At 61.3% G+C, this 21,094-nt stretch carries 20 protein-coding genes; 6 read left to right on the forward strand and 14 right to left on the reverse strand.

Annotated elements, in window-relative coordinates:
• Positions 1-5 precede the first annotated feature (5 nt).
• The 6 genes from thiL (at position 6) to CKW29_RS19455 (ending at position 4,204) form a co-directional block, all read left to right on the forward strand.
• Positions 6-971 carry a thiamine-phosphate kinase gene (gene thiL / locus CKW29_RS19430; protein WP_095145366.1) on the forward strand — a complete coding sequence of 322 codons (966 nt, stop codon included), beginning with the start codon at positions 6-8 and terminating at the stop codon, positions 969-971.
• Positions 968-1,471, forward strand: a complete 504-nt coding sequence (locus CKW29_RS19435; RefSeq protein ID WP_095145367.1) for a phosphatidylglycerophosphatase A — start codon at positions 968-970, stop codon at positions 1,469-1,471. Before thiL ends, CKW29_RS19435 begins: the two co-directional genes overlap by 4 nt.
• A gap of 18 nt (positions 1,472-1,489) precedes the next feature.
• The gene (locus CKW29_RS19440) at positions 1,490-2,218 is read left to right on the forward strand and encodes an ABC transporter substrate-binding protein (RefSeq protein WP_095145368.1); all 729 of its coding nucleotides are present in this window, start codon (positions 1,490-1,492) and stop codon (positions 2,216-2,218) included.
• A gap of 155 nt (positions 2,219-2,373) precedes the next feature.
• Entirely contained in the window at positions 2,374-2,991 is a 618-nt protein-coding gene (gene ribA / locus CKW29_RS19445) for a GTP cyclohydrolase II (RefSeq protein ID WP_095145369.1), read from the forward strand.
• Positions 2,988-3,407 carry an MFS transporter gene (locus tag CKW29_RS19450; protein ID WP_095145370.1) on the forward strand — a complete coding sequence of 140 codons (420 nt, stop codon included), beginning with the start codon at positions 2,988-2,990 and terminating at the stop codon, positions 3,405-3,407. Before ribA ends, CKW29_RS19450 begins: the two co-directional genes overlap by 4 nt.
• Positions 3,407-4,204 carry a cobalamin-binding protein gene (locus tag CKW29_RS19455; protein WP_095145371.1) on the forward strand — a complete coding sequence of 266 codons (798 nt, stop codon included), beginning with the start codon at positions 3,407-3,409 and terminating at the stop codon, positions 4,202-4,204. The genes CKW29_RS19450 and CKW29_RS19455 overlap by 1 nt, the downstream gene beginning before the upstream one ends.
• A gap of 36 nt (positions 4,205-4,240) precedes the next feature.
• Here CKW29_RS19455 and CKW29_RS19460 read toward each other — a convergent pair whose 3' ends face one another.
• The 14 genes from CKW29_RS19460 to CKW29_RS19525 all read right to left on the reverse strand — a co-directional run bounded on the left by CKW29_RS19460 (position 4,241) and on the right by CKW29_RS19525 (position 20,802).
• The gene (locus CKW29_RS19460; protein WP_095145372.1) at positions 4,241-6,124 is read right to left on the reverse strand and encodes a TonB-dependent receptor domain-containing protein; all 1,884 of its coding nucleotides are present in this window, start codon (positions 6,122-6,124) and stop codon (positions 4,241-4,243) included.
• A 211-nt stretch (positions 6,125-6,335) separates the two neighbouring features.
• Positions 6,336-8,234: a 1-deoxy-D-xylulose-5-phosphate synthase gene (gene dxs / locus CKW29_RS19465; RefSeq protein ID WP_095145373.1), complete on the reverse strand. Its 1,899-nt coding sequence runs from the start codon at positions 8,232-8,234 to the stop codon at positions 6,336-6,338.
• A gap of 110 nt (positions 8,235-8,344) precedes the next feature.
• Entirely contained in the window at positions 8,345-9,232 is an 888-nt protein-coding gene (gene ispA / locus CKW29_RS19470) for a (2E,6E)-farnesyl diphosphate synthase (RefSeq protein ID WP_095145374.1), read from the reverse strand.
• A complete protein-coding gene (locus tag CKW29_RS19475) occupies positions 9,229-9,471 on the reverse strand; it encodes an exodeoxyribonuclease VII small subunit (RefSeq protein ID WP_095145375.1) in 243 nt (80 codons plus the stop codon). The genes ispA and CKW29_RS19475 overlap by 4 nt, the downstream gene beginning before the upstream one ends.
• A 115-nt stretch (positions 9,472-9,586) precedes the next feature.
• Positions 9,587-10,813 carry a diguanylate cyclase gene (locus tag CKW29_RS19480; RefSeq protein ID WP_095145531.1) on the reverse strand — a complete coding sequence of 409 codons (1,227 nt, stop codon included), beginning with the start codon at positions 10,811-10,813 and terminating at the stop codon, positions 9,587-9,589.
• A 712-nt stretch (positions 10,814-11,525) separates the two neighbouring features.
• Positions 11,526-12,272, reverse strand: coding sequence for a helix-turn-helix transcriptional regulator (locus CKW29_RS19485; protein WP_095145376.1), 747 nt, complete (start codon positions 12,270-12,272; stop codon positions 11,526-11,528).
• 228 nt (positions 12,273-12,500) lie between these two features.
• Complete coding sequence (gene ppa / locus CKW29_RS19490; RefSeq protein ID WP_095145377.1) at positions 12,501-13,028, reverse strand: inorganic diphosphatase; 528 nt, start codon at positions 13,026-13,028, stop codon at positions 12,501-12,503.
• Between the two features lie 136 nt (positions 13,029-13,164).
• Positions 13,165-13,977 carry a zinc-dependent peptidase gene (locus tag CKW29_RS19495; protein ID WP_095145378.1) on the reverse strand — a complete coding sequence of 271 codons (813 nt, stop codon included), beginning with the start codon at positions 13,975-13,977 and terminating at the stop codon, positions 13,165-13,167.
• A 6-nt stretch (positions 13,978-13,983) separates the two neighbouring features.
• The gene (locus CKW29_RS19500) at positions 13,984-14,640 is read right to left on the reverse strand and encodes a DedA family protein (protein ID WP_095145379.1); all 657 of its coding nucleotides are present in this window, start codon (positions 14,638-14,640) and stop codon (positions 13,984-13,986) included.
• Positions 14,641-14,890: 250 nt separating this feature from the next.
• A complete protein-coding gene (locus tag CKW29_RS19505) occupies positions 14,891-15,352 on the reverse strand; it encodes an N-acetyltransferase (RefSeq protein ID WP_095080534.1) in 462 nt (153 codons plus the stop codon).
• A gap of 129 nt (positions 15,353-15,481) precedes the next feature.
• The gene (gene eutC, locus CKW29_RS19510) at positions 15,482-16,306 is read right to left on the reverse strand and encodes an ethanolamine ammonia-lyase subunit EutC (RefSeq protein ID WP_095145380.1); all 825 of its coding nucleotides are present in this window, start codon (positions 16,304-16,306) and stop codon (positions 15,482-15,484) included.
• A gap of 11 nt (positions 16,307-16,317) precedes the next feature.
• Positions 16,318-17,712 carry an ethanolamine ammonia-lyase subunit EutB gene (locus CKW29_RS19515; RefSeq protein ID WP_095145381.1) on the reverse strand — a complete coding sequence of 465 codons (1,395 nt, stop codon included), beginning with the start codon at positions 17,710-17,712 and terminating at the stop codon, positions 16,318-16,320.
• Between the two features lie 99 nt (positions 17,713-17,811).
• Entirely contained in the window at positions 17,812-19,092 is a 1,281-nt protein-coding gene (gene eutH, locus CKW29_RS19520) for an ethanolamine utilization protein EutH (protein WP_095145382.1), read from the reverse strand.
• A gap of 189 nt (positions 19,093-19,281) precedes the next feature.
• Positions 19,282-20,802, reverse strand: a complete 1,521-nt coding sequence (locus CKW29_RS19525) for an aldehyde dehydrogenase family protein (RefSeq protein ID WP_095145383.1) — start codon at positions 20,800-20,802, stop codon at positions 19,282-19,284.
• Positions 20,803-21,094 lie beyond the last annotated feature (292 nt).

Here is a 21,094-nt window from a genome sequence, read left to right on the forward strand (position 1 = left end):
CTGCCATGGGCGAGTTTGAGTTGATCCGCAACTACTTCGCCGCCGCGCCTTGTGCGCAGGGCGGCGAGGGCGTTGCACTGGGGATTGGCGACGACTGCGCCTTGCTCGCTGTTCCCGCAGGGGAGCAGCTGGCCATTTCCACCGACACCCTCGTGGCCGGTGTGCATTTCGCAGATCCCTGCGACCCGTTTCTGCTCGGCCAGCGTTCGCTGGCTGTGGCGGTCAGCGACCTGGCTGCCATGGGCGCCACGCCCATTGCCTTTACCCTTGCCCTGACCTTGCCGACGGTGACCGCCGACTGGCTGGACGCCTATGCCCGTGGCTTGAACGCCATGGCGCAGAACTGCGGTGTGCGGCTGGTAGGCGGTGATACCACGCGTGGCCCGCTGAGTTTGACCATGACCGTATTCGGTCGTGTACCGGCGGGCCAGGCCCTGACCCGCAGCGGTGCCCGGGTGGGTGACTTGCTGTGCGTGGGCGGGGCGCTGGGTAATGCGGCCGGTGCTCTGCCGCTGGTGCTGGGGGAGCGCGTCGCGCCCGCCGAAGTGGCCGAGCCGTTGTTGGCGCATTATTGGTCGCCCCAGCCGCAGCTGGCGTTGGGGCAGGCGTTGCGTGGCAAGGCCACCTCGGCGCTGGATATCTCCGACGGTCTGCTCGCCGATTGCGGGCATATCGCCAAGGCGTCCGCTGTCAGTTTGCTGATCGAAAATGAAAAGCTGCCGGTGTCCGGCGCATTGCTGAGCTTTCTCGGGGAGAATGCGGCCCGCGTGGCGGCCGTCAGTGGCGGCGACGACTACGTGTTGGCGTTCACAATGCCCGCCGTCCATCTGCCGGGGCTGCTGGCCGCTGGCTGGCCCATTTATGTGGTTGGCCAGGTGGTGGCCGGGCAGGGCGTGACGCTGCTGGATGCCAATGGACAGGACATCACTCCGCAAACCCGGGGTTATCAACATTTTCAGGAGACACCGTGACAGATCATCCCAAACAGGTCCCGGCAGAGTTCGTGCCGCCTTCGGTCTGGCGTAATCCTTGGCATTTCCTGGCGTTCGGTTTCGGCTCGGGCACGTTGCCCAAAGCGCCAGGCACCTGGGGCTCGTTGGTTGCGCTGCCTTTTATCCCGCTCTGGCAGATGTTGCCCGACTGGGGCTATTGGCTGATGCTGGGCATCACCATGCTGTTCGGTTTCTGGCTGTGCGGCAAAGTCGCTGACGATTTGCGGGTACACGACCACGAAGGCATCGTCTGGGATGAGATGGTCGGGATGTGGATTACCCTGTGGCTGGTGCCGGAAGGCTGGTACTGGTTGTTGGCGGGGTTTCTGATGTTCCGCTTTTTCGACATTCTCAAGCCGTGGCCGATTCGCTGGATCGACCGCCATGTACACGGCGGTGTCGGGATCATGCTTGACGACGTGTTGGCGGGGGTGTTTGCCTGGTTGGGCATGCAGGGCCTGGTCTGGTATTTCGCCTAGCAGGTTGAGGAGCTCAGGATGGTCGTTCGTTGGCTGTGGGGTGGGGTGCTTGCACTGTTCTGTGCGCTTGCCGGTGCGGTAGACGCGCCGGCGGTGATTCATCTGGCCAGTGAAGACTGGGAAGACTATTCCGCGGCCGATGGCCGTGGCCTGGCCTGGGACGTGCTGCGCCAGGTCTTCGAACCGGCTGGCGTGAAGCTGGACATTCGCACCGAACCCTACACCCGCTCCGTGGGCCTGGCCCGACGGGGCGAGGTGGATGCTTGTGTCGGTTCCTATCGTGATGAGGCCCGGGACCTGCATTATCCCCGCTGGAACTTCGATAACGATCACATCTACGCCCTGGGCCTGGCCAGCAGCCCGGTACCGACCCCGCAAACGCTGGGTAACTATCGGCTGGCATGGGTTCGCGGCTATGGCTATGAGTCCTACCTGCCCAATGTACACAGCTATAACGAAGTCATTCGTCGTACCGGGATTTTGTCGATGCTGATCCAGCACCGTGCCGACTATTACATCGACGGGCTGACCGAAATCGATTACGTCGTCAGCCAGGCCGAGGATCCCTCGCAGTTTCGTCGCACGCACATCGCGGAACTACCGCTGTACCTGTGCTTTGCCAGGACGCCCAGGGCTGAACAGTTGATGGCGCTGTTCGACCAGCGCATGGAGCTGCTGGTGAAGAATGGCGAGTTGAAACCGATTTTCGAGCGCTGGAAACAGCCTTATCCATTTGAGTTGGACTGACCACGGTTTTTTAGTGGGCGATAAGCCCATTGTGGGAGGTAATGATCAAACTATTTGATCCTTATAGACAATAATTCAGCATAAGCGTGGTATGGAGCCTTACTGTTACAATGCCGCCTCTGCGAATCTCCAGTACACAGATCAGGAGCACACCGGTGCCTGTCGTTTTTGTCGCCGCTTCCAAGCTGCCCACACCTTTTGCGCAATTCACCATGCATGGCTTTCTCGATGAGGCCACTGGCCGCGAGCACGTTGTGCTGAGCCTGGGTGAGGTTGCCGACGGTGCTCCGGTGCTCGGCCGGTTGCACTCCGAATGCCTGACGGGCGATGCCCTGTTCAGCCAGCGTTGCGACTGCGGCTCGCAACTTGAAGCTGCGTTGCGGGCCATCGCTCACGAAGGCCGTGGCGTGCTGCTCTACCTGCGTCAGGAAGGGCGGGGCATTGGCCTGCTGAACAAGATACGTGCCTATGAGCTGCAGGACGGTGGCGCCGATACGGTTGAAGCCAACGAGCGCCTGGGCTTTGCCGCGGATCAGCGCGATTACGCCATATGCCTGCCGATGCTGGAGCACCTGGGGGTGAAGTCCCTGCGCCTGATGACCAACAACCCACGCAAGGTCAAGGCATTGACCGACATGGGCATCGTGGTTGCCGAGCGCGTACCGCTGCACACCGGGCACAACCCGCACAACAAACTCTACCTGGCGACCAAGGCCAGCAAGCTCGACCACATGATGGGCAACGAGCATCAGGGCGAGGTAGACCGGGCGTGACGCGTGGCCAGGTTCGTCGACGTCTGTCCGTCAATTGGTGGCAATACCTGGCGCTCGCCCTGTTGCCGTTATTGGTGATCAACGCGGTGTTCGGTGACGGCGAGGCGATTGCGCCGGTACTGGCCATGCCGTTCTTCATCGCAGGCATGGCCTCGATGTTTGTCAGCCTGAAATTTTTTGGCGGCTACAAACACGGCTTGATCACGACCCAGAAAGCCCTCGATACCCCGCAGGAACCGGCTGCCTGGACGGGCCTGGCGGCTGAGCGTCGCAAAGCCTTCCTTGCCGCCTCCTTGCCGGCCTGGATCGGTGCCCTGGCGGTCTTTGTCGGTCTTGAGGCGGTGCCGCTGGTGCTGCTGGCGCTGTCGACCGCCGTGCTGTTCTACCTCTACCGTATTCCGCGTCAACTCGCCTGATGCGCCACTGGCTGGCGGTTGTGCTGCTGGCCATCAGCGGCTCGGCGGCCGCAGTGGAGCGGGTGGTCAGCCTGGCGCCGTCCCTCTCGGAAATCGTCGTTGAGCTGGGCTCGGCCGACCTGCTGGTGGGCGTGCTCGATGCCGGTGAGCGTCCCCCTGAGTTGAACGACCTGCCTTCGGTGGGCCGTTATGGCCAACTGGACATGGAGCGCCTGCTCAGCCTCAAGCCGGATCTGTTGCTGCTCTGGCCCGGCAGCGTCGGCCCGGCACAGCGCGAGCAACTGAGCCGCCTGGGCATTCCCACCTACGTCGCCGAACCCCACAGCCTCGAACAACTCGCCTCGCAGATCGAAGCTATCGCCGGGCAACTGGGCCGGCCTGAGCGCGGGCGCACCTTGGCGGCGGACGTGCGCCAGCGGCTCGAGGCATTACGCCAACGCTATCAACGCGCCGAACCGCTGCGGGTGTTTTATCAGGTCTGGGACCAGCCCCTCTACACCGTGGGTGGAGGGCAGATCATCAGCGATGCGCTTGCGGTCTGCGGCGCGCGGAATGTCTTTGCCGACATGAGCTTGCCGGCGCCACAGGTCAGCATCGAAGCGGTGCTTGCGCGTAATCCCGAGGCGATTCTTGCCGGTAGTCAGGATCAACTGGAGGCCTGGAGCGCTTGGCCACAGGTGGCCGCGGTGACCCAAGGGCGTTTGTTGCTGGTGACGGACAAGGGCCTGGAGCGACCGAGCGGGCAGATGATTGAGGCGACGGCCAAGCTGTGCCGGTTGATCGCGCCGAACCAGTGATCAGGAGCCCGGGAGCAAGCTCCCTCGCCACACAGGTTAGAGCTGCGGCATCCACGTCACCCCGAACATCAGCGCTCGACCTTCTTCGCGATACCCATACGGGTTGCCGTCATGCTCGTAGAGCGCACGGGTGTAGGCCTTGTCCAGCAGGTTGTCGACCTTCATCTGCAGCGTGACTTCATGGTTGACCGCCCAACTGCTGCGCAGGCCGAGCAGGCCATAACCGCCCAGCGGCTGACGGTTTTCATTGTCGTCATAGCTGCTGCTGACAGCTTGCCAGGTGGCGCCCAGGCCGAGCTGGTCGAATTGCCGGTCCAGGTCCAGGTTCAACGTCCGTCGGGCGCGGCGGGCCAGGGTGTGGCCGGTGTCACGGTCTCGCGGATCAATGAGCGAAATCCCGAGGTTGCTCTGCCAACCGAACAGTTCCTGCTTGAGGGCGGCTTCGAAACCGTTGATCCGTGCTGAGGCGACGTTTTCCGGGCGTGAGTGGCTGCCGAAGATGATCGCGTCTTCAAGGTCGGTTCGGTACAGCGAGGCTTCCAGGCGGCTGTAGTCACTCAGTTGGCTGCGCCACTGCAGCTCGTAGCTTTTCGAGGTTTCGGGTTTCAGGTCCGGGTTGCTGAAGTCCGGGTAGTACAGGTCGTTGAAGGTGGGGGCACGAAAGCCTTCGCTGTAGGTCAGCAATACATCGTTGTCCGGATTGAGCGGCAGGGTGAAGGTGCCGCTCCAGCTGTTCTGGTTGCCGAACTGCTGGTTCTGATCGCGGCGCAGGCCCAGTTCGGTGGAAAACTGCTCGGCCTGGAAGTGATGTTGAATGAAGCCCGCGCGGTTCCAGCGGCTGTCTTCTTCGAACGGGGTGCTGCTGTTGACCCGGTCTTCGTACCAGTCGCCGCCGAGAATCAGGCTGTTCTGGTCGTCGAGGGTTACATCGTTCTGCCAGTTCAGCGAGTCGCGGTAGGTGTTGAACACGCTGTGCTCGTCGCTGAGCTTGTCGAAGGTTTCTTCGCGGTTTTCGCTGTGGCCCAGTTCCACCCGGGATTTCCACCCGTCGTTGAGGCGAGTGTCGAGGTAGCTGCTGACGCTGCTCACGGTGAAGTCGTTGTAGGGCTTTTGTTCGACACTTTCAAAGGTGTTCATGTCGAAGCGGCCGAACGGGTTGTCGAACTCGCTTTTGCCACGGTTATCGAGAATGTTCATCCCGGTTTCAAGGTCGTCGTTGAAGGCGTGGCTCAGGCTCAGGCTCAAGGACTGGTTGCGATAGGCATCGTGATCGCCGTCGCTGGGGTACGACTCATGGGTGCGGTTGATGCCGGCGGTGTCGTCGAGGCTGGCACCGAGGTTGAAGCGGGTTTGCGCATCGCCACCGGACAGGCCGAGGCTGCGCTCCCACGTCTGGTTGCTGCCAAAGCCCATGTGCAGGCGCGGTTGCAGGCCCGGTTCGGCGCTGCGCCGGGTAAAGATCTGGATCACCCCGCCAATGGCGTCGCTGCCATAGATCACCGAGCGCGAGCCGCGCAGCACTTCCACACGCTCGATCTGCTCAATGTTCAGGTGTTGCAGGTTGCTGTCGCCCGATGTCGAGTTGCCGATGCGCTGACCGTCCACCAGCACCAGGCTTTGCGCCGATTTGGTGCCGCGAATGTAAACCCCGGTCGAGCTGCCGCGACCACCGGCCTGGGTGATTTGCACCCCGGGCACTCGGCTCAGCAGGTCGGTCACGCTACCCGGTTGCAGGCGGTCGATGTCGTCGCGGGTGAACACGGTGTTGGCGGCGCTGCTGTCGTTGCGGGCCTCGACCTGGCGAGTGGCGCTGATCAGCACGTCGGGCAGTTTCAAGGCCTGTTCGCGCTCGAAAGTGTCGGCCAGCAGCTGGCCGGCCGGCAGCAAGGTCAGTGTCAGGGCTAGGCGGGAGAGGTTCATTGGCAATCCGGTGGCACAGTGCTGTGGTTTTGCAGAGGTTTTTGTGACGAGGGGGCTTGTCGGAACGCCGCACCGCCCCGTTCGGCTGCGCAGCGGTCGTAAAAAGGCCGGCGCGCTCTTGCTGGAGAGCCGCGTCGGCTGGTTTTTGGGCTACTTCGTAGCTCCGCGGGGGCAAGCCCCCTCGCCACAGGGGGGTGTACAACCTGGAAGATTAGAGATTCAGCAGCTGCAGGCGCTCACGCACGGCGGCTTCGATACCGGCTTCATCCAAGCCACACTCGGCCAGCATTTGCGCGGGCTTGGCATGCTCGACGTAAACGTCCGGCAAGCCCAGGTGCAGCACCGATTTGAGGATGTTTTCGCGGGCCAGGAACTCGCTGACCGCGCCACCTGCGCCACCCATGATGGCGTTCTCTTCGATGGTCACCAGCAACTCATGAGAGCCGGCAACTTCGCGAACCAACGCTTCGTCCAACGGTTTGACGAAGCGCATGTCGACCACGGTCGCATCCAGCTTCTCGGCCACTTTCAAGGCCTCGGCCATTTGCACGCCGAATACCAGCAGGGCGACAGTGTTGCCCTGGCGACGCATCACACCCTTGCCGATTTCAATCGGTTCCAGGTCTTTGTCGATGGTGGCATTCGGGCCGGTGCCGCGTGGATAACGCACTGCCGCCGGGCCGTTGTACAGGTGGCCGGTGGTGAGCATCTTGCGCAGTTCGTTCTCGTCGCTCGGGGTCATCACCAACATGCCAGGGATGCAACGCAGGAACGACAGGTCGAAGCTGCCGGCGTGGGTCGGGCCGTCTTCGCCCACCAGGCCTGCGCGGTCGATGGCAAACAGCACGTCGAGGTTCTGCACCGCAACGTCATGCACCAACTGGTCGTAGCCGCGCTGCAGAAAGGTCGAATAGATCGCTACCACCGGTTTCGCGCCTTCGCAGGCCATGCCGGCAGCGAGGGTCACCGCGTGCTGTTCGGCAATCGCCACGTCGAAATAACGCAGCGGGAAGCGCTCACTGAAGGCCACCAGGTCGGAGCCTTCCTTCATCGCCGGGGTGATGCCCACCAGGCGCGAGTCGGCAGCGGCCATGTCGCACAACCACTCGCCGAACACACCGGAGTACTTCGGCCCGCCGGCTTTTTTCGGCGCGGCGGCCGGAGCGTCCAGCGGTTCGAGTTTGGTGATGGCGTGATAGCCGATCGGATCGACTTCCGCCGGTGCGAAACCTTTGCCTTTCTTGGTGACCACGTGCAGGAACTGCGGCCCCTTGAGGTCACGCATGTTGCGCAGGGTGGCGATCAGGGTCGGCAGGTCGTGACCGTCGATCGGGCCGATGTAGTTCCAGCCCAGCTCTTCGAACAGGGTGCCGGGGACCAGCATGCCCTTGGCATACTCTTCGGTGCGTCGGGCGATCTCCCAGGCACCGGGCAGGCGCGACAGGACCTTCTTGCTGCCTTCTCGCATGCTCGCGTAGGTGCGGCTGGAAAGGATCTTCGCCAGGTAGTTCGACAGGCCACCGACATTGCGCGAGATCGACATGTCGTTGTCGTTGAGGATTACCAGCATGTTGGCGTCCACTTCGGGCGCGTGGTTCAGCGCTTCGAACGCCATGCCGGCGGTCAGTGCACCGTCGCCGATCACGGCGATGGCCTTGCGATCACTGTTTTGCAGGCGGGCGGCGATGGCCATGCCCAGCGCGGCGCTGATAGAGGTGCTGGAGTGGCCGACGCCAAAGGTGTCGTACTCGCTCTCGGAGCGGCGCGGGAAAGCGGCGATGCCGTCCTTCTGGCGCAGGGTGCTCATGCGCTCGCGACGCCCGGTGAGGATCTTGTGCGGATAAGCCTGATGACCCACGTCCCACACCAGCCGGTCGTCCGGGGTGTCGAACACGTAATGCAGCGCGATGGTCAGCTCGATGACGCCCAGGCCGGCACCGAAATGCCCGCCGGTCTGACCGACCGTGTAGAGCAATTCCAGGCGCAACTCATCAGCCAGGGTTTCCAGCTCGGCTTCGCCTAACCGGCGCAGGCCGTCCGGCGTGTTGGCACGGTCGAGCAGGGGCGTGGTCGGGCGCTTGCGGGGAATCTCATGAAACGTCGTGGGCATCAGGCGAATCGTTATAGGTATAAAAGAGGCGGCAGTTTACCTGATGCATCGCACGCTGCCCACGCAGAGCTCGGAACTTGGCCGATATGCGATGGGTAGCGTGCGATGCATTAGCTGCGGCGTTCGACGATATAGCGCGCCAGCTCACGCAGCGGCTCGGCCGACGCGTCAAACGGTCGCAGGGCGTGCAGGGCCTGATCGCGCAGCTCCAGGGCATAGGCCTTGGCCGCTTCCAGGCCGAGCAGGGCCGGGTAGGTCGGCTTGTCCCGGGCGATATCGGCGCCCTGGCGCTTGCCCAGGGTCTGGGTATCGCTCTCGACGTCGAGAATGTCGTCTTGCACCTGAAACGCCAGGCCGATGGCCTGCGCATAGGTCTGCAACGCTTTGAGTTCGGGTTTTTCGGCACGACCGCTGGCCAGGGCGCCCAGCTTGACGCTGGCTTCGATCAGCGCGCCCGTCTTGTGCCGATGCATGAACTCAAGGGCTTTTTGATCGAGCTTCAAACCGACCGAACCGAGGTCGATGGCCTGGCCACCGACCATCCCGGCCGGGCCCGCCGCCAACGCCAGGGTACTGACCATCTGCAGGCGAATCTCGGCATCGGCGTTGTTCAGGCGTGGGTCAAGCAGGGCGCTGAAGGCCAGGCTTTGCAGGCCGTCACCGGCGAGAATCGCGCAGGCTTCGTCGAACTTCTTGTGGGTGGTCGGCTGGCCGCGACGCAGGTCGTCATCGTCCATCGCCGGCAAATCGTCATGCACCAGCGAGTACGCGTGGATCAACTCCACCGCACAGGCCGCGCCATTGGCGTGTTCGGCCTCACCGCCCAGCGCTTCGCAGGCCGCGTAGGCCAGCAACGGACGCACGCGCTTGCCGCCGTTCATCACGCTGTAGCGCATGGCTTCATACAGGCGTGCGAGCTCAGGGCTCGGCGCACTGAACAAGGTTTCCAGCGCCGCATTGACCCGGGCCTGGCTGTTGGCCGAATACACCGCGATCATTCTGGCTGTTCCGCGTCAAAGGGGGCCTCGGCCAGCTCGCCATCGCGCTCAAGCAACACCTGAACCTTCTGCTCGGCCTGCGCCAGCGCGGCCTGGCAGTCGCGGGTCAGGCCGATGCCTTGCTCGAAGGCAGCCAACGAGTCTTCCAGCGACAGCTCGCCGTTCTCCAGACGCTCAACCAGCGTTTGCAGGTCGGCGAGGGATTGTTCGAAATCCAGTGCAGCTTTTTTGCGGGCCATGGCGGCTATCCAGGTGACGTTTAAACCGGCGCGACACTAGCAGATAGGGGGGGGTGGGGCAAATGAGCAGAGCCTGCAGCTCTTGGTAGCGAGCCGAATACGGGGGCTATTCGGCTCATGATATGAGCCGATTGTGTGAGTTATTCGGCTCATCGTCCTGCTCTACAGAGGCGTCGCCACCCCCCGTCTCCCTCAACGTTACCGCTTGCACCCGATTACGCCCCATTCCCTTGGCCACATACAGCACTTCATCCGCCTGGGACAGCAACCGCACCAGGTCGTACCCCGACTCGCGGGTAGTCACCACGCCAATACTGACGCTGAGCAACCCCGGCTCCAGTAACGTCAGCTGCGAAAACGTCTGGCGAATCCGTTCGGCGACCAACACCGCCTGCTGCATGTCGGAGTCCATCAGCAGGCAGGCGAATTCCTCGCCGCCGATACGGGCGAACAGGTCCTGATGACGCAGGCTGTCTGCCGTGACCCGGCCGAACGCAATCAGGGCTTGATCGCCAAGATGATGGCCAAAGGTGTCGTTCAGGCGCTTGAAATGATCCAGGTCGCAGAGCAGCAGGGCGGCAGGCTGACTGCGGCGCTGGCAGTCCTTGAGGCGTTGTTTGCCATGCAACATGAAGGCTCGGCGGTTGCCGACACCGGTTAGCGAGTCGCAGAAGGCGGCGGCCTTGAATCGGAGCTCGGCACGTTCCTTGACCATGGCCAGTGTCACGTAGGCGATGCCGATGACGTACAGCATCGACTCGAACAGCATGAAGGAAAAAAACGGCACTCCCGTGCCCGCGCCGGTCAGCGCTTGATCCAGAGACAGGCCCAGATCGGTAACGCTGCGTACGCAGTAAAAGAGCGTGTGCAGCACTGTCAGGATCAGCGCCGGCAGATAGGCGACCTCGAGGCTCTTGCGGCTGCGCAGAAACTCCAGAATCGTCAGCAGTCCATAGCCGGCGGCCAGCATCGAATAGGTGGACACGCGAGCCGGCATCGCCTCATAGAAGGCTGGTACCAGGCACAACCCCAGCCAGATACCGGCTCCAGCGAGTATTCCCGGTACGTTCGGCGAACGCCCGGCGAACACGCGCATGGCCGTCCAGTTCATGGCCGCGCTCAACAACAGGACCACGTTGCCCAGCATGATCGGCACGACGTCGAAGCCTTTGCCCCGCAGGCTGATCAGCACCACGCCCAGCGCTGCCAGCAGCATCGTGCAACCCAGGTATGCCAGCGGCCGTTCGCGGGTTTCTCGAAACCAGGCGTGCACCGTCAACAGCCCCATCAGGGCAAAGACGAAGACCGAGACCACCAGCAGGGTCGGGATGTGCAGCACCATGTCCTTGGTTCCCATTGAACGTCGTTCCGAGGCCTCCCCCTATGGAAAGCAACTCGAGCACAAGAGGCTGTGTTGTAAGTGGGGGTTAAGCGATTGGGCGAGAGTTTAGCGGCAACCTTTGCTCGATGCGTGGGTTGTTTACTGAGATGGATCGATGGCTTGACGCTGAAATGCGGGGTGGATCCGGCCGCTCAGGGTGTTCTTAGGGGCACGGAAACCATCAAAAAGTTCGTCCGGTCTCAGGTCGGGTGACCCATTGATCCTGGCGGATTTAGCCGATTCGGCCCGATTTTGTGGGCTTAGTATCAGCAGGCGGTTCGAGCGTCGATGGAAGAGTCGGAAAGCTTGTAGGTGGTTGAACCCATATCAAATCACGGGCATTAAAAAGCCGGCTTGTGGCCGGCTTCTCGGGGACTGGCTTGGTCTATTTTTGGTAAACCGTACCAGCCTTCAAAACGTACATCCGGATCTTGCGTCCGGCTGTGGGACTTGGCGAGAAAGTCATCTGCCTTGTCGGGGCGATCGGACCGGCGCTGGGTGGGTCGATGCCAATGTGGGGCGCAGCATACTGATTTTTGTGGGGAATTCCCAGTGGGATCTGCGGTGTAGAGCCATCAAACGGGTTCGACCGTAAATCTTCTACGACGGGGCTGGCGTTTTAGCGGGCAGCCCGTTCCGGCAAGAAATGCGCGAAACCGTTGGCCGGGCTGCTTCAGCCGAACGGCACGGGCGGTCGTTGTTTGTTGAGGGTGGACCACCAGAACACCCAGCCGAGGATCTCGATGTTTTGTATTTCAATTTGTTCTGCGCTGAAGATTTCGTCGGGATAGCCACTGCTGTTGTGGCTGCGCAGACGCAGGGCGCCGCCTGGGAGGCGGTGCAGGTATTTGATGCGCAACATGCCGTCATGTTTCAGGGCGTAGATCTGGCCGTCGACGATTTGGGTCAGGCTGCGGTCGATGGCCAGGGTTGAGCCGTCTTCGATTTTCTCCGACATGCTGTCGCCGATCATGGGTACGCAAATGGCCTGGTGCGGTTCGACTTCGAGGCTTTCCAGGTAGTGGCGTGGCAGACGGACAAACGTGCCGGGTATTTCGGCCACTTCGGTGTCCCTGGCGCCGGGCGTCTTGGGAACCTCCTTGTACAGCGGGAGTTCGATGTCGAGGGGTGCAACATGTACCTGATAGACCTCGCGAGTGTCCTGGGCGTCGCAAGCTGCACCGGTTTGGATGGCAGGTTCACAGGTGGGGTGTTTTGGGCCTTCGCCGTTCAGCAGCCACTGACTGTTCACGCTCAACAGGCGGGCGATTTCTTCCAGGCGCGGGTAGGGCACGCCGCGCAAGTACCAGTTGTTTACGTGCTGGGGCTCGACCTTGCAGAAGATCGCAAACTGGGAAGGGGTAATGCCCACTTCTTTCAGCAATGCCTTGAAGCGCGGGCCGCAATGATGTTTTTTCATAAACACGGAGTTTACCGACCGATGTGGCGCGGTTGAATAAACATGGCGTTCAAATTGCGCGGGAATATTCTATTGTTTTGAACGATAGAGTTAACTTTAACTAAACGGCACTAAACTTTATTCCAAACTGTATTATTTTTAGTGTGAGTTGATGTTTTAAGGCGCATAAAAAAACCCCGGCTAGCCGGGGTTTTCGAGTGTTTGAAGCTTGCGGATGACCGCTGTTGCTTAGCCTTTGTAGGCGGCAACCGACTTCATGATTTCGGCGCGAGCGGCTTCAGCGTCGCCCCAGCCTTCGATCTTCACCCATTTGCCTTTTTCGAGGTCTTTGTAGTTCTCGAAGAAGTGCTTGATCTGTTCCAGCAGCAGGCCTGGCAGGTCGGTGTATTCCTTCACGTCAACGTACAGCTGGGACAGCTTGTCGTGTGGGACTGCGATGACTTTGGCATCGCCGCCGCCGTCGTCGGTCATGTTCAGGATGCCGACTGGACGCGCGCGGATCACCGAGCCTGGAGCAACCGGGTAAGGGGTGACAACCAGTACGTCGAGGGGATCGCCGTCGTCCGCCAGGGTGTTCGGGATGAAACCGTAGTTGGCCGGGTAGAACATTGGGGTGGCCATGAAACGGTCAACGAACAGGCAATCGCTGTCTTTGTCGATTTCGTATTTGATCGGCGCGTGGTTGGCCGGAATCTCGATCGCGACGTAGATGTCGTTCGGCAGGTCTTTGCCAGCCGGAATCTTGCTGTAGCTCATTGGGCGGTGCCCCCGTAAGTGGCCAGATGACTGGCCGGATTGACCAAAAAGTGGCGGCGATTATAGGCATATTCCGCCGCCAGTGCCACGTACCGGAGGTCGTATGGCCCTAGGTCGTAGACCAAGGTCGCGGACCTTAGCCGTGTGCCTGATAGTCCGGATGCTCGGCTTGCAGGCGCGCGAGCCTGGTCAGTGGGTCCTGGCGATAAAACAGCTGTAGCTGCTGATAGACCTGTGGATAAGTGACGTGCAGCAAATCCGGGGCGCTGAAGAAGTATTCGCTGGTGACCGCGAAGAACTCCGCCGGGTTTTCTGCGGCGTAGGGGTCGATCGGCGTGTCGGCATCAGGGTGGTGGTCGAGTTGGCGGTTGAGATCGTCGTAGGCGTGTTGCATCGCCCTGGCCCAGTCACTGACCCGCATGTCACTGTGCAGCGGCGGCAAGCCGTTGGCGTCGCCATTGAGCATGTCGAGCTTGTGCGCCAGCTCATGGATGACCAGGTTGTAGCCTTCCCAGCCTCCGCTGGTCATGACCCCCGGCCAGGCCAGGATGATCGGGCCCTGCTGCCAGGCTTCACCGCTGTGCTCGCCATCCCACTCGTGCTCGACACCGCTGGCATCGCGATGACGCTGGGGGCTTATAAAGTCATCGGGATAGAGCACGATTTCATGAAAGCCCTGGTACCAGTTCAAGTCCCCCAGGTGCAGTAACGGTAATTGGGCCTGGGCGGCGAGCAGCAGGCGCTGTTCCTGATGCAGCTCGACGCCGGGCAGGCAGGTCAGGTGCTTGTCTTGCAGGAAGAGCACGGAGGATTCGCGCAGCCACTGATCTTCGGCCTCGCTCAGGCCGTCGAGAAAACGCAGGTGCTGGCGTACTCGCTGCCAGGTGTCATCGGTCACGGGGTGCTTGGCCAGTGTGCGCTGGCGACGCCAGGTGCTGAGGAGTCCCATGGGTGGTTAGCGCGACTGGGCTTTGGAACTCGAAGCGCCAAGGCGGCTGCGAATGACACCAATGATCATCGGCACCAGGGACAGCAGGATGATGCCCACCACCAGCAACGACAGGTTTTGCTTGATGAACGGTACGTTGCCGAAGAAGTAGCCTAGGGTGACAAGACCGCCAACCCACAGCAGGGTGCCGAACACGCTGAACGCAAAGAAGCGTGGGTAAGGCATTTTTGCGACGCCGGCGACGAAGGGTGCGAAGGTCCGGATGATCGGCATAAAACGGGCCAGGGTCACGGTCTTGCCACCGTGCCGGTCATAGAAGTCGTGGGTTTGTTGCAGGTAATCCCGGCGGAAGATTTTCGAGTCCGGATTACTGAACAGTTTTTCGCCCACCGTTCGACCGATGACATAGTTGGTACTGTCCCCGAGTATCGCCGCGAGCATCAGCAGGCCGGCCAGCAGAACCGGGTCCATGCCACCACCGGCCGCGACGGCGCCGGCGATGAACAACAGCGAATCGCCCGGCAGGAACGGCATGACCACCAGGCCGGTTTCGCAAAAGATCACCAGAAACAGAATGGCGTAGATCCATGGCCCGTAATTGGTCACCAGCAAATCGAGGTAAACGTCGAGATGCAGGATAAGGTCGATCGGGTTGAAATCCATGGAGGGCACCTGGGTAGCGGCCAGGCTCGGCAAGCCTGTGCGGAAAGTCTGGAAAGTAAGGATACAGGGCTGTGGATTATTTCTTACGGCCCATAGATGCCCAAATTATACGGACAGAAGAGTGAAAAGCGTGTGGAGTTTGTAGCGAGGGATTACGAGGTGAAGGGTGAAGGCGCGTGATGTGTTGCATGGCCCCATGTGGCAAGGGGGCAAGCCCCTACGCCACAGTAACCCGTTTCACCGTGGAGTATCAGAGTTCGTCGCTGATCGGCAATACGTAGTTCTTGAACTCGGTATCTTCGCGAAAGCCGATGGACTCGTAGGTTTTGCGCGCCACTTCATTGTTGCTGCTGGTGGACACCCGCATACGGACGGCCTGGGTTTCCTTGGCCATTTTCTTCGCGGTGCGCATCAGGTTGTCGGCGACCAGTTGGCGGCGCGCGTCTTCGGCGACATAGATGTCATTGAGGATCCATACGCGCTTGAGAGACAGGGAGGAAAAACTCGGGTACAGCTGGCAAAAGCCCAGCAGTCGGTTGTCCTCATCATCGGGCAGGGCCAGGTAGATGACCGATTCCTTGCGTCGTAGTCGCTTTTCCAGAAAGGCCCTGGAGGAGTCTGGATAAGGGAGCGAGCCATAAAACTCGCGGTATTTGACGAACAGGGGCGTCAATAGATCCAGGTGCTCGAGGGTGGCTTGAATAATCCGCATGCTAGGCCTCAACTTGAATGTAGATATGACGGCAGTTTCCAGTGGATTTGGCGGCAATCGGCTCAAGACTCGGGCAGCCGTTCGTCGACTCTGCCTCAAAGCGGAACTAAAACGCAATGCGGATTCGGCTCACGCATTCAGCGGACTTAGTAGGAAGTTTCCTTTGATAGTGGCGTCATTTTTCGACTCGAGAGTCTGCACCTGGGCCTCGTCTTTCAGATGGACGCCCGATAGCTGTCGCCGACATGCCTCGCGCATCAGGTACAGCAAGCGGTGTGCGGCCATGCCATAGCTCAAGCCCTCCAGCCGCACGTTGGAAATGCAGTTGCGATAGGCATCGGTCAGGCCGACTTTTGGATTATAGGTGAAATATAAACCAAGGCTGTCGGGCGAGCTGAGGCCCGGGCGCTCTCCGATCAGGATCACCACCATCTTGGCGCCCAGCCGTTCGCCGATTTCATCGGCCACGGCAACGCGGCCCTGTTCCACCAGAATTACCGGTGACAACGACCAGCCTTCGGCCTGCGTTTGCTCCTCCATGCGCGCCAGAAACGGCAGGGTGTGTCGATGCACGGCCAATGCCGACAGGCCGTCCGCCACCACCACCGCCAAATCAACGCCCCCAGGCGTGTTCAAGGCATGTTCGCGCAGTTTTTGCGCGGATTCATCGCTGAGTTTGCGGCCCAGGTCCGGGCGTTGCAGGTAGCTGTGGCGATCGGTGGCGGCGCTGTGCAGCAGCAAGCTGTCGCGTCCGCGTTCGGCCAATTGGGCGCGCAATCCTGCAGAGTCGAAGGGCAGGTGTACGGCATCGCGGGCTTGCGCGTGGGCGTACTGAAAGTCCAACTGAGCGCCGGTCGGCAGACTGGTGCCGGTGCGTCCCAGGGCGATGCGCGCCGGTGTCAGGCGACGCAGTTCCTGTAACGGGTTTTGCGGATCCAGGGGTCGTTTGTCCATTAGCACGTCACTCATCCCAATTGCCCCATGGCCTGGCGGAAGGCCGGTGGCAGGCCGTTGCCGAAGTGAACCTTGCCGTCGCCCTGGGTGAAAATACCCATTTTTGCCAGCCACGCCTCGAACTCCGGTGCCGGCTTCAGGCCTAGGGTCTGGCGCGCGTAGAGGGCATCGTGAAACGAGGTGGTCTGGTAGTTGAGCATGATGTCATCGGAGCCGGGAATGCCCATGATGAAGTTGATGCCGGCCACGCCCAGCAGGGTCAACAGGGTGTCCATGTCATCCTGGTCCGCTTCGGCGTGGTTGGTGTAGCAGATGTCACAGCCCATCGGCACGCCCAGCAACTTGCCGCAGAAGTGATCTTCCAGGCCGGCGCGAATGATCTGTTTGCCGTTGTACAGGTATTCGGGGCCTATAAAGCCGACCACGGTGTTGACCAGGAATGGCTTGAAGTGCCGGGCCACGGCATAGGCACGGGTCTCGCAGGTTTGCTGGTCGATGCCATGGTGGGCGTTGGCCGACAGCGCGCTGCCCTGACCGGTTTCGAAGTACATCAGATTCTGTCCCAGAGTACCGCGATTGAGGCTCAACCCCGCGTCATAGCCTTCCTGCAACAGGCTCAGGCTGATGCCGAAACTGGCGTTGGCCGCCTCGGTGCCGGCGATCGACTGGAACACCAGGTCCAGCGGCACCCCCCGGTTGATCGCCTCGATGGAGGTGGTGACATGGGTCAGTACGCAGGCCTGGGTCGGAATCTCGTAGCGCTGGATGACCGCATCGAGCATTTCCAGCATCGCGCAGATCGACGCGATGCTGTCGGTGGCTGGGTTGATGCCGATCATCGCGTCGCCATTGCCGTACAGCAGGCCGTCGAGAATGCTCGCGGCGATGCCGGCCGGCTCGTCGGTGGGGTGGTTGGGTTGCAGGCGGGTCGACAGGCGTCCGCGCAGGCCCAGGGTGCCGCGAAATTGCGTGACGACCCGGATCTTCTGCGCCACCAGCACCAGATCCTGCACGCGCATGATCTTGGAGACCGCCGCGGCCATTTCCGGCGTCAAGCCGGGAGCCAGTGCCCGCAGGCTGTGCTCGTCGGCAGCGTCGCTGAGCAGCCAGTCGCGAAAGCCGCCGACGGTGAGGTGGCTGACGGTGGCAAACGCGGCGGCGTCGTGGGTGTCGATGATCAGTCGGGTGACTTCATCGGCTTCATAAGGGATCAGCGCTTCTTGCAGGAAATGCTTGAGCGGGATGTCGGCCAACGTCATTTGCGCCGCCACCCGCTCGCCATCGTTCTGTGCGGCAACGCCGGCCAGGAAGTCCCCGGAGCGCGCCGGACTGGCCTTGGCCATCACGTCCTTGAGGTCGTCGAAGCGGTGGGTCTGGGCGCCGACGCTATGGGAAAAACGTGCCATCTCTGTCTCCGTTTCAAATAGGAAAGTGCGCTGCCCAGTGCTGGCGATTCCTCAGAATGCCACGCCCTGCGTCGTCAACGCACCTCAATGCAGCAGGACTCAGGCCGTTGCCTTGATGCCGTTCGGGGCGATGGTCTCGGGTACAGGCAGGCCGAGGTACTCGCCTTCGGCGATGATCCCGGCTGCGCGGTCTTGTGCTTCCAGTTGCAAGGCCTTGGGTACCGACAGCCAGTACGCCAGACCCACGGCAATGAAACCTGCACTTATCTTGCCAATCAGCACCGGCAGGATGATGGTGGGCTGGAAGTTGGCGGTGAAGGACAGGTGGTCGCCCAGCAGGAAGGCCGCGCACACGCCAAAGGCAATGTTGATCACCTTGTCTTTTGGCGGCATGAAACGCACCAGGCGGAACATGGCCAGGATGTTGGCGATAGTCGCCAGCATGCCGGCACTGCCGACGGCGCTCAGGCCGATCTTGCTGCCCAGGCTTTCCAGCGGTTTGCCCAGGTATTTGCGCAGCAGGTAGACCATCGGGAAGGCACCGGCCAGCATGATGCCGATGTAACCGGCGGTCTCCAGGGCGCGGGTCTGGTCTTCGGCGTCGGCGATGATCGGGTGGAACCCCCAGCTGCCGAACACCAGGGTGAACACCCCGGTGAAGTACTCGACGATGGAGAACACCAGCACCAGTTTGATCGCCGCGTCCAGGGTGCGGCCGAAGATGATGAAGCCCTTGATCATCATGTCCGGCAAAAAGCGTAGGCCCAGGGCCAAGGCCACCACGAAAATCAGGATCGGCAGCAGGTTGGCGAAGATGCTACCCAGGCCCAGTGCCAGTTGATAGGTGGCTTCGCCGTTGGTGGACACCAGGTCCCGTACCAGCGGGTTACTGAACGCGAGGATGACGCTGGCGATCAACACGCCCAGCGGAATAGTCAAAATACCCGACATGATGCCCAGGGCCATGTATTTGTGGTCACGTTTGTCGAGCATCGCCAGGCCCATGGGGATCGAGAACACGATGGTCGCGCCGCCCATGAAACCGGTGATCAGCGCCATCACCAGCGCTTCTTTGCTGGCGGCCAGGGCCGAGGCCAGGTGATAGCCGCCCATGTCCGAGGCGATGATCATGGTCGCCGCCAACGCCGGGTCGGCGCCCAGGGAGCTGAAAAACGGGCCGAATGCTTTTTCGATGATCACGGTCAGGTAGGGGATGGAGGCCATGATGCCCGCCGCCGGCACGAAGATGTGGCCCGTGGCGTGGATGCCTTCCATGAATTCTTTACCAAGCCCTTCATCGCTGTTGTAAATCGCCGCGAAGGCACCGAGTACGGCGCAGAGCATGATGAGATAGAGCACGTAATTGCCGATCTGATCCATTGCGTTGTCCTTTCTTATTGTTGTTTTTTAAAGCGCGGATGTTGTGTGCACGATTGACGCAGTACGGTTTGGGAGTTTCTTGTTGCAACATTGCATTCGGCCGCTGATGGGCGCCGAATCCGATGCGAGAGTGAGTAGGGGGCTGATGGCAAAGCGCCTCCCGGCGACCGAAGCCGCCGGGAGGATCGATCAGAAGAAGCCCAGCGGGTTGATGTCGTAGCTCACCAGCAGGTTTTTGGTCTGCTGATAGTGATCGAGCATCATTTTGTGGGTCTCACGGCCGACGCCGGACTTCTTGTAACCGCCGAACGCGGCGTGCGCCGGGTACAGGTGGTAGCAGTTGGTCCACACACGGCCGGCCTTGATGGCGCGGCCCATGCGGTAGGCGCGGTTGATGTCGCGGGTCCAGAGGCCGGCGCCCAGGCCGAACTCGGTGTCGTTGGCGATGGCCAGGGCTTCGGCTTCGTCCTTGAAGGTGGTGATGCTCACCACCGGGCCGAAGATTTCTTCCTGGAACACACGCATTTTGTTGGTGCCCTTGAGCAGGGTCGGCTGGATGTAATACCCGCTCGCCAGGTTGCCCTCGAGTTTTTCCACCTTGCCGCCGGTCAGCAGTTCAGCGCCTTCGCCCTTGGCGATTTCCAGGTACGAGAGGATTTTGTCGAACTGCTGCTCGGACGCCTGGGCGCCGACCATGGTGTCGGTGTCCAGCGGATCGCCACGTTTGATTTGCAGGACCTTGTTCATGACCACTTTCATGAACTCGTCGTAGATCGACTCTTGCACCAGGGCACGGGACGGGCAGGTGCAGACTTCGCCCTGGTTGAAGAACGCCAGCACCAGGCCTTCGGCGGCTTTTTCAATGAAGGCCGGCTCGGCCTGCATGATGTCGGCGAAGAAGATGTTCGGCGATTTGCCGCCCAGTTCCACGGTGGATGGAATGATGTTTTCGGCAGCGCATTTCATGATGTGCGAGCCGACCGGCGTCGAGCCGGTAAAGGCGATTTTGGCGATGCGCTTGCTGGTGGCCAGGGCTTCGCCGGCTTCTTTGCCGAACCCTTGCACCACGTTCAGCACGCCGGGTGGCAGCAGGTCGCCGATCAGCTCCAGCAGCACGGTAATTCCCAGCGGCGTTTGCTCGGCGGGCTTGAGTACAACGCAGTTGCCGGCCGCCAGGGCCGGAGCCAGTTTCCAGGCAGCCATCAGGATCGGGAAGTTCCACGGGATGATCTGCCCGACCACGCCCAGGGGTTCATGGATGTGATAGGCCACGGTGTTGCCGTCGATTTCTGCGGCGCTGCCTTCCTGGGCCCGCAGGCAACCGGCGAAGTAGCGGAAATGGTCCGCGGCCAGCGGGATGTCGGCGTTGAGGGTCTCGCGCACGGCTTTGCCGTTGTCCCAGCTTTCGGTGATTGCCAGGACTTCCAGGTTCTGTTCGATGCGGTCGGCAATTTTCAGCAGCACCAGCGAGCGCGCCTGGGCAGAAGTGCTGCCCCAGGCCTCGGCGGCTGCGTGGGCAGCGTCCAGGGCCTTTTCGATGTCTTCGGCCGTGGAACGGGGGAATTCGGCAATCGGTTGGCCGTTGACCGGCGAGGTGTTGGTGAAGTACTGGCCTTTGACAGGCGCGACGAACTCGCCGCCGATGTAGTTACCGTATTTGCTCTTGAACGAAACGATAGCGCCTGCAGTACCGGGGTGAGCGTAACGCATGATGAGTGTCTCCTTGGCTTTTGTGCTTATAAGGGAGTACGCGCAATAAGCGCTTGTATAAGCGTAGAGCAAAGGTCGGGCCACTGCGCTGCAGGTCAGGTAAATCAAGGGGTTGCGTGATTGTTGAAAGCGCTGTCTTCAGGGCCTGTGACGGATGCGGTACAAGGCCTGTGACACTTTGTACCGCTTGTGGCACAGCCTGTGACTGGCAGGTCAGGCCGGCATTGCAATACGGGTGAGGCTGGAGGATGCTGGGCGTCACCTCACACAAGGCCTTCCAGCCCCGGGGAGA

The organism is Pseudomonas sp. Irchel s3a18, from assembly GCF_900187535.1.
GTDB lineage: Bacteria > Pseudomonadota > Gammaproteobacteria > Pseudomonadales > Pseudomonadaceae > Aquipseudomonas.

Excerpts from the sequence above, each read along its gene's own strand:
- thiL (WP_095145366.1), top strand. The coding sequence starts at position 6 with ATGGGCGAGTTTGAGTTGATCCGCAACTACTTCGCCGCCGCGCCTTGT.
- CKW29_RS19440 (WP_095145368.1), top strand. The coding sequence starts at position 1,490 with ATGGTCGTTCGTTGGCTGTGGGGTGGGGTGCTTGCACTGTTCTGTGCG.
- CKW29_RS19455 (WP_095145371.1), top strand. The coding sequence starts at position 3,407 with ATGCGCCACTGGCTGGCGGTTGTGCTGCTGGCCATCAGCGGCTCGGCG.
- CKW29_RS19460 (WP_095145372.1), bottom strand. The coding sequence starts at position 6,124 with ATGAACCTCTCCCGCCTAGCCCTGACACTGACCTTGCTGCCGGCCGGC.
- dxs (WP_095145373.1), bottom strand. The coding sequence starts at position 8,234 with ATGCCCACGACGTTTCATGAGATTCCCCGCAAGCGCCCGACCACGCCC.
- ispA (WP_095145374.1), bottom strand. The coding sequence starts at position 9,232 with ATGATCGCGGTGTATTCGGCCAACAGCCAGGCCCGGGTCAATGCGGCG.
- CKW29_RS19475 (WP_095145375.1), bottom strand. The coding sequence starts at position 9,471 with ATGGCCCGCAAAAAAGCTGCACTGGATTTCGAACAATCCCTCGCCGAC.
- CKW29_RS19480 (WP_095145531.1), bottom strand. The coding sequence starts at position 10,813 with ATGGTGCTGCACATCCCGACCCTGCTGGTGGTCTCGGTCTTCGTCTTT.
- CKW29_RS19485 (WP_095145376.1), bottom strand. The coding sequence starts at position 12,272 with ATGAAAAAACATCATTGCGGCCCGCGCTTCAAGGCATTGCTGAAAGAA.
- ppa (WP_095145377.1), bottom strand. The coding sequence starts at position 13,028 with ATGAGCTACAGCAAGATTCCGGCTGGCAAAGACCTGCCGAACGACATC.
- CKW29_RS19495 (WP_095145378.1), bottom strand. The coding sequence starts at position 13,977 with ATGGGACTCCTCAGCACCTGGCGTCGCCAGCGCACACTGGCCAAGCAC.
- CKW29_RS19500 (WP_095145379.1), bottom strand. The coding sequence starts at position 14,640 with ATGGATTTCAACCCGATCGACCTTATCCTGCATCTCGACGTTTACCTC.
- CKW29_RS19505 (WP_095080534.1), bottom strand. The coding sequence starts at position 15,352 with ATGCGGATTATTCAAGCCACCCTCGAGCACCTGGATCTATTGACGCCC.
- eutC (WP_095145380.1), bottom strand. The coding sequence starts at position 16,306 with ATGGACAAACGACCCCTGGATCCGCAAAACCCGTTACAGGAACTGCGT.
- CKW29_RS19515 (WP_095145381.1), bottom strand. The coding sequence starts at position 17,712 with ATGGCACGTTTTTCCCATAGCGTCGGCGCCCAGACCCACCGCTTCGAC.
- eutH (WP_095145382.1), bottom strand. The coding sequence starts at position 19,092 with ATGGATCAGATCGGCAATTACGTGCTCTATCTCATCATGCTCTGCGCC.
- CKW29_RS19525 (WP_095145383.1), bottom strand. The coding sequence starts at position 20,802 with ATGCGTTACGCTCACCCCGGTACTGCAGGCGCTATCGTTTCGTTCAAG.